This window comes from Citrobacter telavivensis, assembly GCF_041807075.1.
Taxonomy (GTDB): domain Bacteria; phylum Pseudomonadota; class Gammaproteobacteria; order Enterobacterales; family Enterobacteriaceae; genus Citrobacter_A; species Citrobacter_A telavivensis.
On sequence record NZ_JBGUBF010000001.1, the window covers coordinates 966,548 to 981,842 of the forward strand.

The 15,295-nt window shown below is 53.7% G+C and carries 10 protein-coding genes and 1 pseudogene; 8 read left to right on the plus strand and 3 right to left on the minus strand.

Annotated features, from left to right (window positions below; all coding sequences use genetic code 11):
* Nucleotides 1–89 precede the first annotated feature (89 nt).
* The gene (gene rutR, locus ACERJC_RS04590; protein WP_152405125.1) at nt 90–728 is read left to right on the plus strand and encodes an HTH-type transcriptional regulator RutR; all 639 of its coding nucleotides are present in this window, start codon (nt 90–92) and stop codon (nt 726–728) included.
* On the opposite strand, the gene ACERJC_RS04595 is transcribed toward rutR, so the two are convergent.
* Both ACERJC_RS04595 and putA read right to left on the minus strand, forming a co-directional pair.
* Nucleotides 725–1,120: a lysozyme inhibitor LprI family protein gene (locus tag ACERJC_RS04595; protein ID WP_152406354.1), complete on the minus strand. Its 396-nt coding sequence runs from the start codon at nt 1,118–1,120 to the stop codon at nt 725–727. The genes rutR and ACERJC_RS04595 overlap by 4 nt on opposite strands.
* A 59-nt stretch (nt 1,121–1,179) precedes the next feature.
* Nucleotides 1,180–5,142: a trifunctional transcriptional regulator/proline dehydrogenase/L-glutamate gamma-semialdehyde dehydrogenase gene (gene putA, locus ACERJC_RS04600; protein WP_373671152.1), complete on the minus strand. Its 3,963-nt coding sequence runs from the start codon at nt 5,140–5,142 to the stop codon at nt 1,180–1,182.
* Nucleotides 5,143–5,539: 397 nt separating this feature from the next.
* On the opposite strand from putA, the gene putP reads away from it, so the two are divergent.
* From putP to ACERJC_RS25495, 7 genes and pseudogenes are all read left to right on the plus strand, one after another.
* Complete coding sequence (gene putP / locus ACERJC_RS04605) at nt 5,540–7,048, plus strand: sodium/proline symporter PutP (RefSeq protein ID WP_373671153.1); 1,509 nt, start codon at nt 5,540–5,542, stop codon at nt 7,046–7,048.
* A 222-nt stretch (nt 7,049–7,270) separates the two neighbouring features.
* The gene (efeU, locus tag ACERJC_RS04610) at nt 7,271–8,104 is read left to right on the plus strand and encodes an iron uptake transporter permease EfeU (protein ID WP_373671154.1); all 834 of its coding nucleotides are present in this window, start codon (nt 7,271–7,273) and stop codon (nt 8,102–8,104) included.
* 56 nt (nt 8,105–8,160) lie between these two features.
* Nucleotides 8,161–9,288 (plus strand): iron uptake system protein EfeO, encoded by a 1,128-nt coding sequence (efeO, locus tag ACERJC_RS04615; RefSeq protein ID WP_373671155.1) that lies wholly within the window; start codon nt 8,161–8,163, stop codon nt 9,286–9,288.
* A 5-nt stretch (nt 9,289–9,293) separates the two neighbouring features.
* Nucleotides 9,294–10,577 carry an iron uptake transporter deferrochelatase/peroxidase subunit gene (gene efeB / locus ACERJC_RS04620; protein ID WP_373671156.1) on the plus strand — a complete coding sequence of 428 codons (1,284 nt, stop codon included), beginning with the start codon at nt 9,294–9,296 and terminating at the stop codon, nt 10,575–10,577.
* Between the two features lie 519 nt (nt 10,578–11,096).
* Nucleotides 11,097–11,885: a phosphate starvation-inducible protein PhoH gene (gene phoH, locus ACERJC_RS04625; protein ID WP_286632987.1), complete on the plus strand. Its 789-nt coding sequence runs from the start codon at nt 11,097–11,099 to the stop codon at nt 11,883–11,885.
* 604 nt (nt 11,886–12,489) lie between these two features.
* A pseudogene (locus ACERJC_RS25490) lies at nt 12,490–12,744 on the plus strand (hypothetical protein); the annotation flags it as partial.
* Nucleotides 12,745–13,083: 339 nt separating this feature from the next.
* Nucleotides 13,084–14,559: an autotransporter outer membrane beta-barrel domain-containing protein gene (locus ACERJC_RS25495; RefSeq protein ID WP_444861456.1), complete on the plus strand. Its 1,476-nt coding sequence runs from the start codon at nt 13,084–13,086 to the stop codon at nt 14,557–14,559.
* 48 nt (nt 14,560–14,607) lie between these two features.
* Here ACERJC_RS25495 and ACERJC_RS04635 read toward each other — a convergent pair whose 3' ends face one another.
* The gene (locus tag ACERJC_RS04635) at nt 14,608–14,901 is read right to left on the minus strand and encodes a YciI family protein (RefSeq protein WP_152405118.1); all 294 of its coding nucleotides are present in this window, start codon (nt 14,899–14,901) and stop codon (nt 14,608–14,610) included.
* Nucleotides 14,902–15,295: the final 394 nt, after the last annotated feature.

Sequence of the window (15,295 nt, forward strand, 5' to 3'; positions counted from 1 at the left end):
GCGGTTTTTTTTGCCTGTCAGGTTGAACTGAAATGAAACGCCCCGCAGACTATGCGCCACTGCCAGATTTACGGAACAAGGAGAGGGGCATGGTTCAACATGCGGGGAAAAAAACAGGTAAGCGCTCGCAGGCGGTCAGCGCGAAACGCGAGGCGATTCTGACGGCCGCATTAAATGCGTTCTCACAATATGGTTTTCACGGCACACGCATTGAGCAAATTGCCGAACAGGCCGGCGTCTCCAAAACCAATCTCCTTTATTACTACCCGTCAAAAGAGGCGTTGTATGTGGCAGTGCTGCGACAGATTCTGGATATCTGGCTGGCACCCTTAAAGGCCTTTCGTGAAGATTTTGCGCCGCTGGCCGCCATTGAAGAGTACATCCGGCTGAAGCTGGAAGTGTCTCGCGACTACCCGCAGGCCTCACGCCTTTTCTGCATGGAGATGCTGGCCGGTGCACCGCTGTTGATGAATGAATTGACCGGCGATCTGAAAACGCTGATTGATGAGAAGTCCGCGCTGATTGCGGGGTGGGTGAAGAGTGGCAAACTGGCGCCGATCGACCCGCAGCATCTGATCTTCATGATTTGGGCCTCAACACAGCATTACGCCGATTTCGCACCTCAGGTGGAGGCGGTGACGGGCGCAACGCTGCGTGACGAAACCTTTTTTAATCAGACGGTTGAGAACGTTCAGCGCATGATTATTGAGGGAATTCGCGTCCGTTAATTGGCTGGCGGCAGCGGACAGCTCATATCGCCTTCTTCGCACTGTAGCAGTGAGGCGAGAAACGCTTCCCGTTCGGCGGTCTTATCCGCCAGACACTGATTGGCGATCATCGCCTGAGCGCTACCGCCCTCGGTGCCGGAGCTGATGAGCGCGCAGTCGGCATCGCGCATGGCTATCCACGCGGTCTGCGCCTTTTTCAGCAGCGCCTGCTGGGGCGGGGCCGCGCGTTTCAGCGCATTCTGATACGTTTCATTCAATTCTTTGTCTGCCGTCTGGTACTGGGTAACGGCACAGGCATTCATTTCCGCTTGCGTGCTGGCATTTGCGCAATCATCGGCCAGCACCTGACCGCTGAGCAGCAGCGCAGCGCAGGTGAGTAGTATTCGTTTCATCATTCCCTCTGGATCCATAAAAAAAGGCCCCGTTTCCGGAGCCTTAATTAACCACAGCCTTAGCCAATTGTCATCAGGCTTGCGTTCCCCCCGGCGGCGGCCGTGTTCACGCTCAACGAGCGTTCGACGTACAGTCGCTCCAGCAGAATATTGCTTTCGCCACGGGCGAAACCTTGCACCGAGACAATCGCGCCTTCACGGGCTGCAACCGCTTCACACAGGGCGCGAAGCTGATCGGAATCACCGTGGAAGATCACCGCATCGAACGCCTGCGTCGTCAGGCTGTCGGTTTTCGCAAACTCAACACGGGCGGAAACCGCTGCCGGCAGACGTTTCGCCAGGTCACGGTGGAAGGCATCGTCAGGCCACAAAATCAGACTACCGACCGAGGTGACGGCGGCAAGTTGTACCAGCGCATCCTGTTCATCATCCGCGATACACAACACGCGCTCACGCGGTAACAGTGTCCAGGTGTTACGCTCACCGGTGGGACCCGGTAGCAGACGCTGCGTACCTGCCTGCGCCAGTTCGCCAAACTGCTGACAGCGTTGGCGCAACGCAGGGCGATCGGCTGCCCACTCGCTGAGCGCTTCCAGCGGCTGGGTCAGCACAGCTTTGAGTTGGGCGTCCACCGGGTAGTCCGCATCCTGACGCGCCAGGGTTATAGACAGCGCATTCTCCGGACGGTTTGCCAGCAGACGGTAGAGATAGAGCGGCCCACCGGCTTTCGGACCGGTACCCGACAGCCCTTCGCCGCCGAACGGTTGTACGCCGACGACCGCCCCCACCATATTACGGTTGACGTACAGGTTACCCACGTGCGCCGAGCCGGTGACCTGGGCGATGGTTTCATCAATACGGGTGTGAACGCCCAGCGTCAGGCCGTAGCCAGAGGCGTTGATCTGCGCAATCAGCGCGTCCAGGTTGTTGCGGTTATAACGCACGACGTGCAGAACCGGACCAAAGACCTCTTTTTGCAACTCGTCAACGCTTTCCAGCTCAATCAGGGTTGGCGCAACGAATGTACCACTCTGCCACTCACGGATATCTTCGCTGTTTTCACGTGCGGCCTGGAACACGGGACGACCTTTCGCCCGCATAGCCTGAATGTGATGTTCAATGTTGGATTTGGCTTCACTGTCGATAACCGGACCGATATCGGTCGTCAGACGCCCTGGGTTGCCCATCCGACATTCGGCCATCGCGCCACGCAGCATTTTCAGCGTGTGGTCGGCGATATCATCCTGCAAACAGAGCACGCGCAGTGCGGAACAACGCTGCCCGGCGCTATCAAACGCTGAGGACAGTACGTCGATCACGACCTGTTCGGTGAGGGCGGACGAGTCAACGATCATCGCGTTCATGCCGCCCGTTTCGGCGATCAGCGGAATCGGACGACCCTGAGCATCCAGACGCGTTGCGATGTTACGTTGCAGCAGCGTCGCCACCTCGGTCGAACCCGTAAACATCACGCCGCGCACACGACTGTCGGAAGTCAGCTTCGCGCCTACCGTTTCACCCCGTCCAGGCAACAGTTGTATCACGCCCGGCGGTACGCCAGCTTCCAGCAAGATGGCAATCCCTTGGGCCGCGATGAGCGGCGTCTGTTCTGCCGGTTTTGCCAGGACGCTGTTGCCTGCGGCAAGCGCCGCAGCAATCTGTCCGCAGAAGATAGCCAGCGGGAAGTTCCACGGGCTGATACAGACAACCGGACCGAGCGGGCGGTGAGTTTCATTGTCAAAATCGTCACGGACCTGGCCGGCGTAATAGTGCAGGAAATCTACCGCTTCTCGCACTTCGGCAATGGCGTTGGCGAAGCTTTTACCGGCTTCGCGTACCAGAATGCCGATCAGCTGTTGCATCTGGCCTTCCATTAACACGGCTGCGCGATGGAGGATGGCGGCACGTTCTTGTGGCGGTGTCGCAAACCAGATGGGCGCGTTGTTCACCGCACTTTGCAACGCCTGTTCCACTTCCTCTTCACTGGCTTCACGCACATAGCCAACGATATCTTTCGGCTCTGCCGGGTTGACCACCGGACTCATTTCCCCCTCGGCAACCGGTGTGTCGAGCATCGGTAGCGCCCGCCATTTTTGCAGCGCGCTGTTGAGCAGGGCAGAGGAGAGCGAGGCCAGACGATGTTCGTTGGAAAGATCCAGACCGGCCGAGTTATCGCGACCTTTGCCGTACAAATCGCGTGGCAGGGGGATTTTCGGATGCGGCAGACCAGTTTGACCTTCCTGTTGCGCCAGCTTCTCGACGGCGTCGACCGGATCGGCCACCAGTTCGTCCAGCGGCAGCGTGGTATCCGCAATGCGGTTAACAAAGGAGGTATTGGCGCCGTTTTCCAGCAGACGGCGCACCAGGTACGCCAGCAGCGTTTCATGGGTGCCAACCGGCGCATAAATACGGCACGGACGGTTCAGTTTGCCATCCGCGACTTTACCGGTGACCTGTTCGTACAGCGGCTCACCCATCCCGTGCAGACACTGGAACTCATACTGGCCCGGATAGTAGTTCTGTCCGGCCAGTTGATAAATGGCGGCCAGCGTATGGGCGTTATGGGTCGCAAATTGCGGGTAGATAAGATTCGGCACGGCGAGCAGTTTCTTCGCGCAGGCAAGATAGGAGACGTCGGTGTAGACCTTGCGCGTGTAAACCGGATAGCCTTCCAGACCGTCCATCTGGGCGCGTTTGATCTCGCTATCCCAGTAGGCGCCTTTGACCAGACGAATCATCAGGCGACGACGGCTACGGGTTGCCAGGTCTGTCAGGTAATCGATGACGAACGGGCAGCGTTTCTGGTAGGCCTGAATCACGAAGCCAATACCGTTCCAGCCGGCCAGTTCAGGTTCGAAGCACAGTTTTTCCAGCAGATCGAGGGAGATCTCCAGACGGTCGGCCTCTTCGGCATCAATATTGATGCCAATATCATACTGGCGCGCCAGCAGCGTTAGCGACTTCAGGCGTGGATATAACTCTTCCATCACCCGATCGTACTGGGCGCGGCTGTAACGCGGGTGCAGGGCAGAGAGCTTGATAGAGATCCCGGGACCCTCATAGATCCCGCGCCCGTTCGACGCTTTACCAATTGCATGAATCGCCTGTTGATAGGAGACCATATAGGCCTGTGCGTCGGCAGCGGTCAGCGCGGCTTCACCCAGCATATCGTAGGAGTAACGGAAACCTTTTTCTTCCAGCTTGCGGGCATTTGCCAGCGCCTCAGCAATGGTTTCCCCGGTGACGAATTGTTCCCCCATCAGGCGCATCGCCATATCGACGCCTTTGCGGATCAGCGGTTCACCGCTTTTACCAATAATGCGGTTCAGGGAGCGCGAAAGGCTGGCTTCGTTATGGGTGGAAACCAGACGACCGGTAAACAGCAGACCCCAGGTGGCCGCGTTGACGAACAGCGACGGGCTGCGACCAATGTGTGACTGCCAGTTGCCGTTGCTAATTTTGTCGCGGATTAAGGCGTCGCGCGTGGCTTTATCCGGAATACGCAGCAGCGCTTCCGCCAGGCACATCAGCGCCACCCCTTCCTGCGAGGAGAGGGAGAACTCCTGCAACAGCCCCTGCACCATACCGGCACGACCACTGGCCGATTTCTGATTACGCAGTTTATCCGCCAGTTGGTAAGCCAGTTTGTGGGCCTGTTCGGCCACCGGCTGCGGCAGACGCGCCTGCTCCATCAGCATCGAAACGGCGTCAGTTTCAGAGCGGCGGTACGCGGCGGTGATGGCGGAACGAGAGACCGACTGAGGGAGGATCTGTTCGGCAAATTCCAGGAAAGGCTGATGGATCTCTTCCTGCGGTGCCGTCGACTCATCGCCTTCGTTGGCGGCTCCGGCTAACAGCGCAGGAAGTTCTGGTAGCGTGTCATCGTTTTCCAGTTTTTCCAGGTAATTAAAGATTGCCTGCTTAATCAACCAGTGCGGGGTGCGATCAATTCGCGTTGCCGCTGACTTAATACGCTCGCGCGTTGCGTCATCCAGTTTAACCCCCATCGTGGTGGTTCCCATGCCATCTGCTCCTGTTGTTCGATAATGCACTGCTTATAGTTATCGAGAAATATCCACCATGTTGCAACTTTGTGCAACCACGTTAAATGTGACCTGTACGACAAGCTTAAAAATGAATGAAATGTTAATAAAAGAAAGATGTATGACGTTGGGAAAAGTAATAACGCTATCTTTTTCTCTGCGACACTTAACACTTTTAAAAGGTGCAACCGGAAAAAGTGTGAGAGAGTGCAACCTGGCGAAAATTAGAGTTCATTGGCAGCAAAATTTGATGTAAATGATGTGTTAAATCGATTGTGAATAACTCACGCTTCCGGCAGGATACGGTCGCCTGGGAAATACAACATGCTTTGCCACGTTCTGGCAGGGCAATAAAACAGAAGAGTCTGGAGAGTTTATGGCAATTAGTACACCGATGCTGGTGACGTTCTGTGTCTACATTTTTGGCATGATATTGATTGGTTTTATCGCCTGGCGTTCAACCAAGAACTTTGATGATTATATTCTGGGAGGCCGCAGCCTTGGGCCTTTCGTGACGGCGTTATCCGCAGGCGCATCGGATATGAGCGGCTGGCTGTTGATGGGCTTACCGGGCGCGATTTTCATTTCGGGGATTTCAGAAAGCTGGATTGCCATCGGCCTGACTCTAGGGGCGTGGATCAACTGGAAGTTGGTGGCCGGACGTCTTCGCGTGCATACCGAATATAATAATAACGCCCTGACGTTGCCGGATTATTTCACCGGGCGCTTTGAGGATAAGAGCCGGGTTCTGCGCATTATCTCCGCGCTGGTGATTTTGCTGTTCTTCACTATTTACTGTGCGTCCGGCATTGTGGCTGGGGCGCGTCTGTTTGAAAGCACCTTTGGCATGAGCTATGAAACCGCACTGTGGGCGGGCGCGGCAGCCACCATCATCTATACCTTTATTGGCGGATTCCTCGCGGTAAGCTGGACGGATACCGTGCAGGCCAGCCTGATGATTTTTGCGCTGATCCTGACGCCGGTGATCGTCATCATTAGCGTTGGGGGCTTTGGCGATTCGCTGGAAGTCATCAAGCAAAAGAGTATTGAAAACGTCGATATGCTCAAGGGGCTGAACTTTGTCGCCATCATCTCCCTGATGGGCTGGGGTCTTGGCTACTTTGGTCAGCCGCACATTCTGGCGCGTTTTATGGCGGCGGATTCCCACCACAGCATCGTGCATGCGCGCCGTATCAGCATGACCTGGATGATCCTCTGTCTTGCGGGCGCGGTTGCGGTCGGTTTCTTCGGTATTGCATATTTCAATAATAACCCGGCGCTGGCAGGTTCCGTGAATCAGAACGCGGAGCGCGTGTTCATTGAACTGGCGCAAATCCTGTTTAACCCATGGATTGCCGGTATCCTGCTGTCTGCAATTCTTGCGGCGGTGATGTCAACGCTGAGCTGTCAGCTGCTGGTGTGCTCCAGCGCCATCACTGAGGATCTGTACAAAGCGTTCCTGCGTAAAAATGCCAGCCAGCAGGAACTGGTCTGGGTAGGTCGCATTATGGTGCTGGTGGTCGCGCTGGTGGCCATCGCTCTGGCGGCGAACCCGGAGAACCGGGTACTGGGTCTGGTGAGCTACGCCTGGGCCGGTTTTGGCGCCGCGTTTGGTCCGGTGGTGCTGTTCTCCGTGATGTGGCCGCGCATGACCCGTAACGGTGCGCTGGCCGGGATGATTATCGGCGCACTGACGGTGATCGTCTGGAAACATTTTGGCTGGCTGGATCTGTACGAAATCATTCCGGGCTTTATCTTCGGTAGCCTCGGTATCGTCGTCTTCAGTCTGTTGGGTAAAGCGCCATCCCCGGCGATGCTCAAACGCTTTGCTGAGGCAGATGCGCACTACCACTCCGCACCGCCGTCGCGTTTGCAGGAAAGCTAACGCTTCAGTCCACTGAATATCAGGCCCGCTTCGTGCGGGCTTTTTTGTCGCTGTCAGCGATGACTTCCTGCGATAACCATTATTCCGCTAAGCATTTACATTCTGACATCATTATCATTACATTCCGCTTGAGTTTTCTTCTTCCGTAATGATAATCACTATCACTGTAATTTACCTTTCTTTGCATCAGTTGACTAAGAATAACGTTTAAGGGTGTCAGGCATGTTTGTTCCGTTTCTAATTATGTTGCGTGAAGGGCTGGAAGCCGCGCTGATTGTCAGCCTGATTGCCAGTTATCTGAAGCGCACCCAACGGGGTCGTTGGATTGGCGTGATGTGGATTGGCGTATTTCTGGCGGCGGCGCTTTGCCTCGGGTTAGGGATCTTTATCAACGAGACCACCGGTGAGTTTCCGCAGAAGGAGCAGGAACTGTTTGAAGGTCTCGTTGCAGTGGTTGCCGTGGTGATCCTCACCTGGATGGTGTTCTGGATGCGTAAGGTTTCGCGCAACGTCAAAGTTCAACTGGAACAGGCGGTCGACAGCGCCTTACAGCGCGGCAACCATCACGGTTGGGCGCTGATCATGATGGTCTTTTTCGCCGTGGCGCGCGAAGGGCTGGAATCAGTTTTTTTCCTGCTGGCCGCCTTCCAACAGGACGTCGGGATCTGGCCGCCGGTTGGCGCAATGCTGGGACTGGCGACCGCTGTTGTTCTCGGTTTCTTACTCTACTGGGGCGGTATTCGCCTGAATCTGGGCGCCTTCTTCAAGTGGACCAGCCTGTTCATTTTGTTGGTGGCAGCAGGTCTTGCTGCGGGCGCGATTCGCGCCTTCCATGAGGCCGGATTGTGGAACCACTTCCAGGACGTGGCTTTTGATATGAGCGCCATCCTTTCGACGCATTCTCTGTTTGGCACCCTGATGGAAGGCATTTTTGGCTACCAGGAAGCCCCGAGCGTCAGTGAGGTCGCGGTCTGGTTTATCTACTTGATACCGGCGCTGGTGGTATTTGCATTGCCGCCGCGCACAGGCACAACCGCGTCCCGCACAGCACCTTGACGCTTTGCGACGCAGACACTTACTTAGTTACAACATACTTATTTAAAGGGATGGTCATGACGAATCACTTTCGCCGTAGTGCGCTGCAGCTTGGCATGGCTGCGCTGTTTGCTTCTGCTTTTACTGCCCATGCTGCGGATATTCCGCAGGTTAACGTTACGGTAACCGATAAACAATGTGAGCCGATGAGCATTACGGTTAATGCTGGCAAAACACAGTTCATCATTCGAAACCACAGTCAGAAAGCGCTGGAATGGGAGATCCTGAAGGGCGTGATGGTGGTTGAAGAGCGCGAAAACATTGCACCGGGATTCAGCCAGAAGATGACGGCCAACCTGCAACCGGGCGAATATGACATGACCTGCGGCCTGCTGACCAATCCGAAAGGGAAGCTGATTGTCAAAGGCAGCGCGACGGCAGATGCCGCACAGAGTGATGCGTTGCTGAGTCTGGGCGGGGCCATCACCGACTATAAAGCCTATGTGACCGAAGAGACCGCGCAGCTGGTTGCGGGAACCAAAGCCTTCACTGATGCCATTAAAGCGGGCGATCTGGAGAAAGCGAAGTCGCTGTATGCACCAACCCGTCAGCACTACGAGCGTATTGAGCCAATTGCTGAGCTGTTCTCCGATCTCGACAGCAGTATCGATGCCCGTGAAGACGACTACGAACAAAAAGCCGCCGATCCGAAATTTACCGGCTTCCACCGTCTGGAAAAAGCGCTGTTTGGTGATAACTCGACCAAAGGGATGGAGAAATACGCCGATCGGTTGAATACCGATGTGCTGGAACTGCAAAAACGCATCAGTGAACTGGCCTTCCCGCCGTCCAAAGTGGTTGGCGGCGCGGCAGGACTGATTGAAGAAGTCGCGGCCAGTAAAATCAGCGGCGAAGAAGATCGTTACAGCCACACTGACCTGTGGGATTTTCAGGCTAACGTTGACGGTGCGCAGAAGATAGTAAACCTGCTGCGTCCGCAACTGCAGAAATCCAACGCGGAGTTGCTGGCGAAAGTGGATGCGAACTTCAAAAAAGTGGACACCATCCTTGCCAAATATCGCACTAAAGACGGTTTTGAGACTTACGATAAACTGACCGATGCGGACCGTAACGCGCTGAAAGGCCCGATTACGACGCTGGCGGAAGATCTCGCGCAATTACGCGGTGTACTGGGTCTGGATTAAGCACCATGCAGCATGATGATAAAAACGGCGTGAGCGAACCGTCACGCCGACGTTTGTTGAAAGGAATGGGCGCGCTTGGTGGCGCGCTGGCATTAGCCGGTGGTTGCCCGGTTGCGCACGCGCAAAAACCGCAAAGCGCGCCGGGTACCTTGTCACCGGATGCTCGTAGCGAAACACAGCCTTTTTATGGTCCCCATCAGGCGGGTATTTTGACGCCGCAACAGGCCTCAATGATGCTGGTAGCGTTTGACGTACTGGCGACCGACAAAGGTGATCTTGAACGACTGTTTCGCCTGCTGACGAAACGCATCGCCTTCCTGACCACCGGCGGACCGGCGCCGGAAACGGCGAATCCGCGTTTGCCGCCGATGGACTCCGGGATCCTCGGTGCCTTCATCGCGCCGGACAACCTGACCATGACGCTGTCGGTGGGACACTCGCTGTTTGATGACCGCTTTGGGCTGCAGGCACAGATGCCAAAGACGTTGCAAAAAATGACCCGCTTCCCGAATGACTCGCTGGATGCGGCGCTTTGTCATGGGGATGTGCTGTTGCAGATTTGCGCCAACACTCAGGACACGGTGATCCACGCCCTGCGCGACATCATCAAGCATACGCCGGATTTGCTGAGCGTTCGCTGGAAGCGGGAAGGGTTTATATCCGACCATGCGGCGCGCAGTAAGGGCAAAGAGACGCCGGTCAATTTGCTGGGCTTTAAAGACGGCACGGCGAATCCGGACAGTAGCGATGCGAAGCTGATGCAGGACGTGGTATGGGTGACGGCGGATCAGGGGGAACCGGCGTGGGCCACTGGCGGGTCTTATCAGGCTGTACGTCTGATTCAGTTTCGCGTCGAATTCTGGGACCGCACGCCGCTCAAAGAGCAGCAAACCATTTTTGGTCGCGATAAGCACTCCGGTGCGCCGCTGGGGATGCAGCACGAACATGACGTGCCGGATTACGCCAGCGATCCGGAGGGTAACGTCATTGCGCTGGACAGCCACATTCGTCTGGCGAACCCACGGACGGCGCAGACGCAGTCGAGCCTGATGATGCGCCGCGGCTACAGCTATTCCCTTGGCGTGACGCCCTCCGGACAGCTTGATATGGGATTGTTGTTTGTCTGCTATCAACATGATCTGGAAAAAGGGTTTCTGACCGTGCAGAAGCGGTTGAATGGTGAAGCGCTGGAAGAGTACGTTAAGCCGATTGGCGGAGGTTATTTCTTCGCACTACCGGGTGTTAAGCAGGCCGATCGCTACCTGGGCCAGTCTTTGCTTGAAGCCTGACAGTGATACCCCGCCTGCGGGCGGGGTATGCTGCGTCTCACACTGATGAAAATATTCTTTTTTTATATGATCCGTTTTTTGAAATAATTTTGTAATATCCCCGTAAGAGACTGTTGCCAGCATAAAATGAGAACTTAGTTAACGTCAGGTAAAATTATTGTTGCGTTTTTGCTAAGTTCTGATGTAATTATACGTAATAGCGGTAGTTCCCGGCTGTGATGCTTATTCACTATGGAGATCGCGAATGGTAAAGTCCTCTCGTGGACACGTTTCTGACAGTTATTGCCGTCCCTTACGCGGAAGTCTCTCCTCCGGTAGCAACCTCGTCACCGCTAAATTTCATTCACTTTCCTCTCTTACTCGTGTTACTGACGCCATATTCGGTGCGCGTAGCCGTGTGTGGTGTCTTTTCCAAAGGCAAGCTATGGCTTACAAGGAAGCCAACCCTCAGATGTTCGTGCGCATAATCGCGCTGCCAGCGGCGCGTGTGATGAATACCAACAACTCAAGGTGCTATCCATGGGAAGACAAAAAGCAGTGATCAAAGCTCGTCGTGAAGCAAAACGTGTGCTGAGACGGGACTCACGTAGTCATAAACAGCGTGAAGAAGAATCGGTCACCTCGCTTGTGCAGATGAGTGGCGTAGAAGCGATAGGCATGGCGCGCGACAGTCGCGACACCACGCCTGTCATGGCGCGCAATGAGGCTCAATCGCACTACCTGAATGCTATCGAGAGTAAACAACTGATTTTCGCTACGGGCGAAGCCGGGTGTGGCAAAACCTGGATCAGTGCGGCAAAAGCAGCAGAGGCCCTGATACATAAAGATGTAGACAGGATCATTGTCACCCGTCCAGTTCTGCAGGCTGATGAAGATCTCGGCTTCTTACCTGGAGATGTATCGGAGAAGTTTGCCCCGTATTTCCGGCCGGTTTACGACGTGCTGGTAAAACGACTGGGGGCATCTTTTATGCAATATTGCCTGCGACCTGAAATCGGTAAGGTGGAAATCGCGCCGTTCGCCTATATGCGCGGACGTACATTTGAAAATGCAGTGGTCATTCTCGACGAGGCTCAGAACGTCACTGCTGCGCAAATGAAGATGTTCTTAACGCGCCTCGGGGAGAATGTGACGGTTATCGTAAATGGGGATATTACCCAGTGCGATTTACCCTCTCACGTTCAGTCAGGACTCAGTGACGCGCTGGGCCGCTTTAAAGAAGATGAGATGATAGGGATTGTCCGCTTCAGCAAAGATGATTGCGTTCGCTCGGCGCTCTGCCAACGAACGCTGAATGCGTACAGCTAAGCGAGCATCCTTTGCGTGCAGAGCCCGGGAGACCGGGCTTTGTTTTTATTGTTACGCAAAGAACGAACACTGTGTTTTTTAATAATACCCTAGAATGAAAAGATAAATATTTAAGCCGAAGTGTAATTTATATTTCACCTTTACTAATTTCGATGGGTAATATTAATTTGCAAGCTAATTGTCATTCACTCTTTTCTATACTTCACTTATTCTTCGGAAATTCCGATCTTATTAAAAAATAATAAAGAATGTTTTTAGGTTGAAAAAACAGATTCCACCAGTATTATGATTTTCGCGTATTTCAGCTATAAATCACGCGGAGATAGTAAAAATTGTTATTTAAGATGGGACTTTATGTTTAAGGATATGTGAAGAGATAGTTTTGATGAAAATAAAGTCATTGACATTTCTTTCTGCGATTGCGTGTTATATACCTGTTGCATTAGCTGCTACCACAAAAGGATATGAAATCAAAGAAATAACCGTGGTGGGTAAAGGAGAATCTATTGAAAATACGACTATTATAGGCCCCGAAAGACTCTATCTTGAAGACGGTGCTACGAGCGAGAATATTACGGTCGAATCTGGCGGGCTCTTCCTTCTCATGGGTGGCAAGGACTATTCCAGTACTATCGAGGCTGGCGGCTCTCAATATGTCGAATATGGTTTAGCAACAGAAACGACAGTTCGTGGAACACAAGATGTTTTCGCCGAAACAGAGGGCGTGAATATTGACGGCGGGACTCAGGAAGTTAGATTCTCTGGACTGGCGCATAATACTCATATAAACAATGGCGGTACACAAAATGTCGAAGGCCGTGCAATCCTGACGGAAATTGCGGACGGCATACAGAATGTAAAAAGAGGTGGAGTTGCTGAAAGCACGGTTGTTAAGGGCAAAGGTTATCAATACGTGGCAGGGACTGCAGTCAACTCTGAACTTTACGATTCGAGCGAGCTGCATGTCGTTGCGGGTGGCCGGGCCTTATATACCAGACTCTATAATTCGAGTAAGGGCTTCATAAATGAAGGCGGAACCGCAGAGAAAACCACGCTTAACAATGAAAGTTCACTTTATTTAAAGGGTGGAACCGTCGAAAGTGCAGATATTTTTGGCGGCTCTTTCTATGCCGAAACAGGTAAGGTCAAAGGTGATTTCAACATCCATGGTGGTCAGATGGTTCTTTATAAAGAGGCCATGACTGAAACCGCAAATGTTAAGGTTGGCGGCCAGGGCACACTCCGACTGAATGCGGGTGCCGAAGATGTTGCATATTCACTGAAAGCCCTGCAACTGGACGGCGGTAAAGTTTATTTGCATGACATGCCAGTTAGCAAAAGCAGTGGCTGGAATACCCTGACTCTGGATACGCTGGAAGGAAAAGGTGACTTTTACATGCAAACCAATGTGTCTGCGGGGAAAAGTGATCTTCTTGATGTGACTGGAAATGCCTCTGGCGCTTTCAATGTTTTTGTCGAAGATACGGGTTCTAGCCCGGATAAAGATCAAAGTCTGTTGCTGGTAAAAACAGCAAGCGGTGATGCAACATTTGCGCTGGGTAATAAAGATGGCGTAGTCGATTTGGGTACATACCAATACACACTGAAAGAAAAAGAAGAGGGCAAGTGGTCGCTTATTGCGGATCTGACCCAAAAGCCAGAACCTGAACAACCGGGACAATCTAAACCTGAACCGAATCCAGATTCTCCCGCTGATTCTGTACCGGTGGTGAAGCCACAGCCTGAGATCGTTAAAAAACGCATCACACCCTCAACGGCTGCCGTACTGAATATGGCCGCAGTGGAGCCGCTCGTATTCGATGCAGAACTGGATAGTGTGCGTGAACGTTTGGATGGTCGCGATTCATTCAGTCGGGATGGAGCCGTCTGGAGCACGGTTTACAATACGCGTGATGACGTATCCACTTCGGCGGGGGCGGGTTTCGATCACACGCTGAGCGGGGTGACGATTGGTGCGGATCGTCATTTCCAGCACGAGAACAGTGGAATAACGACAGGCGGATTTTTCAGTTACTCACATTCGAACGTAGGCTTCGACCGTGGCGGTAAAGGCAATGTGGACAGCTACGCGCTGGGCGCCTATGCAAGCTGGCAGCATAACAATGGTCTTTATGTCGACGGCATTGTGAAAGTGAACCGTTTTGAAAATGATGTCAAAGGCCGCATGACCGGTGGCGGCGCGGCAAATGGCAGCTACAGTGCATACGGCGCGGGTGCGCATCTTGAAAGCGGGATGCGTTTGTCCGCAGGCGACCTGGGCATAACGCCTTATGCGGCCTTTACCGGGTTTACCACCGACAGCAACAAGTACACCCTTTCAAACGGGATGCGTGCCGAAGTGGACAACACGCGTATCGCTCGAGCCGAAGCTGGCCTGAAAACCGATTATCATGTGACGCTGAATAATGGCGTTGAGATTCAGCCATGGGTGAAAGCGGCGGTGAGACAGGAATACGCTGATGACAACAAGGTTAATGTGAATGATGACGGACATTTCGTTAACGATCTGTCCGGAACCCGAGGGGTATACCAGGTGGGTATTCGCGCGAAATTCACTGAGGATCTGAGTGGACATCTTAGCGCCAGTTACGGCAGCGGGGCGGATGTTGAGTCTCCGTGGCGTGCGGCTGTAGGGATAAGCTGGTCGTTCTAATTAATGCTGCGTGCAGAGCCCGGGAGACCGGGCTTTGTTTTTTAAGCATTATAAAAGAGACTGCAATTCAGTGACCATCATCGAGGGTTCGAATGGAATCAATTCAACGTTAGCGACACCGGAGCGTTGAAAGGGATCCTGTGCCAGATAGTGTTTGAGTTGCTCCTCGTTATCGCATTTCGCGAGAATCACGCCTCCTGTTCGCGGGAGCCTGCGCCCGGAAGCCAGAAAAAGATTAGCGGCGTAACCTTTTTTTAACCATTCAACATGGGCGGGAAGTTGCGCATCAATTTCATGCAATGGTTTGACATAGGTTAAGACGACGACGTAAAGCACGCTCATTGTGTTGTCCACAAATATAAAAGGGATATCACATTAACATGATTAACGGCCGATTAAATCAAGCGCAGACAGGGGGGCATTCTGGGGGGGATTGACTCGCCCTGACGGGCAGCCACGGACCTGTGCAATATGCGAAAAAAAAGCCCGTACTTGCGTACGAGCTCTTTCTTAAATATGGCGGTGAGGGGGGGATTGACTCGCTTCGCTCGCCCTGACGGGCAGCCCGTTGTCGACCCCCGGTCGGGGATTCTCATCCCCCCCGATGGAGAACATAAAAGAAAAGAGCCGATACATAAGTACCGGCTCTCATCTGAAATATGGCGGTGAGGGGGGGATTGACTCGCTTCGCTCGCCCTGACGGGCAGCCCGCTCACGGTGTTCGCGGTCTGTCCAA

Coding starts and splice junctions, on each gene's coding strand:
- rutR (WP_152405125.1), top strand. CDS start 90: ATGGTTCAACATGCGGGGAAAAAAACAGGTAAGCGCTCGCAGGCGGTC.
- ACERJC_RS04595 (WP_152406354.1), bottom strand. CDS start 1,120: ATGAAACGAATACTACTCACCTGCGCTGCGCTGCTGCTCAGCGGTCAG.
- putA (WP_373671152.1), bottom strand. CDS start 5,142: ATGGGAACCACCACGATGGGGGTTAAACTGGATGACGCAACGCGCGAG.
- putP (WP_373671153.1), top strand. CDS start 5,540: ATGGCAATTAGTACACCGATGCTGGTGACGTTCTGTGTCTACATTTTT.
- efeU (WP_373671154.1), top strand. CDS start 7,271: ATGTTTGTTCCGTTTCTAATTATGTTGCGTGAAGGGCTGGAAGCCGCG.
- efeO (WP_373671155.1), top strand. CDS start 8,161: ATGACGAATCACTTTCGCCGTAGTGCGCTGCAGCTTGGCATGGCTGCG.
- efeB (WP_373671156.1), top strand. CDS start 9,294: ATGCAGCATGATGATAAAAACGGCGTGAGCGAACCGTCACGCCGACGT.
- phoH (WP_286632987.1), top strand. CDS start 11,097: ATGGGAAGACAAAAAGCAGTGATCAAAGCTCGTCGTGAAGCAAAACGT.
- ACERJC_RS25495 (WP_444861456.1), top strand. CDS start 13,084: ATGACTGAAACCGCAAATGTTAAGGTTGGCGGCCAGGGCACACTCCGA.
- ACERJC_RS04635 (WP_152405118.1), bottom strand. CDS start 14,901: ATGAGCGTGCTTTACGTCGTCGTCTTAACCTATGTCAAACCATTGCAT.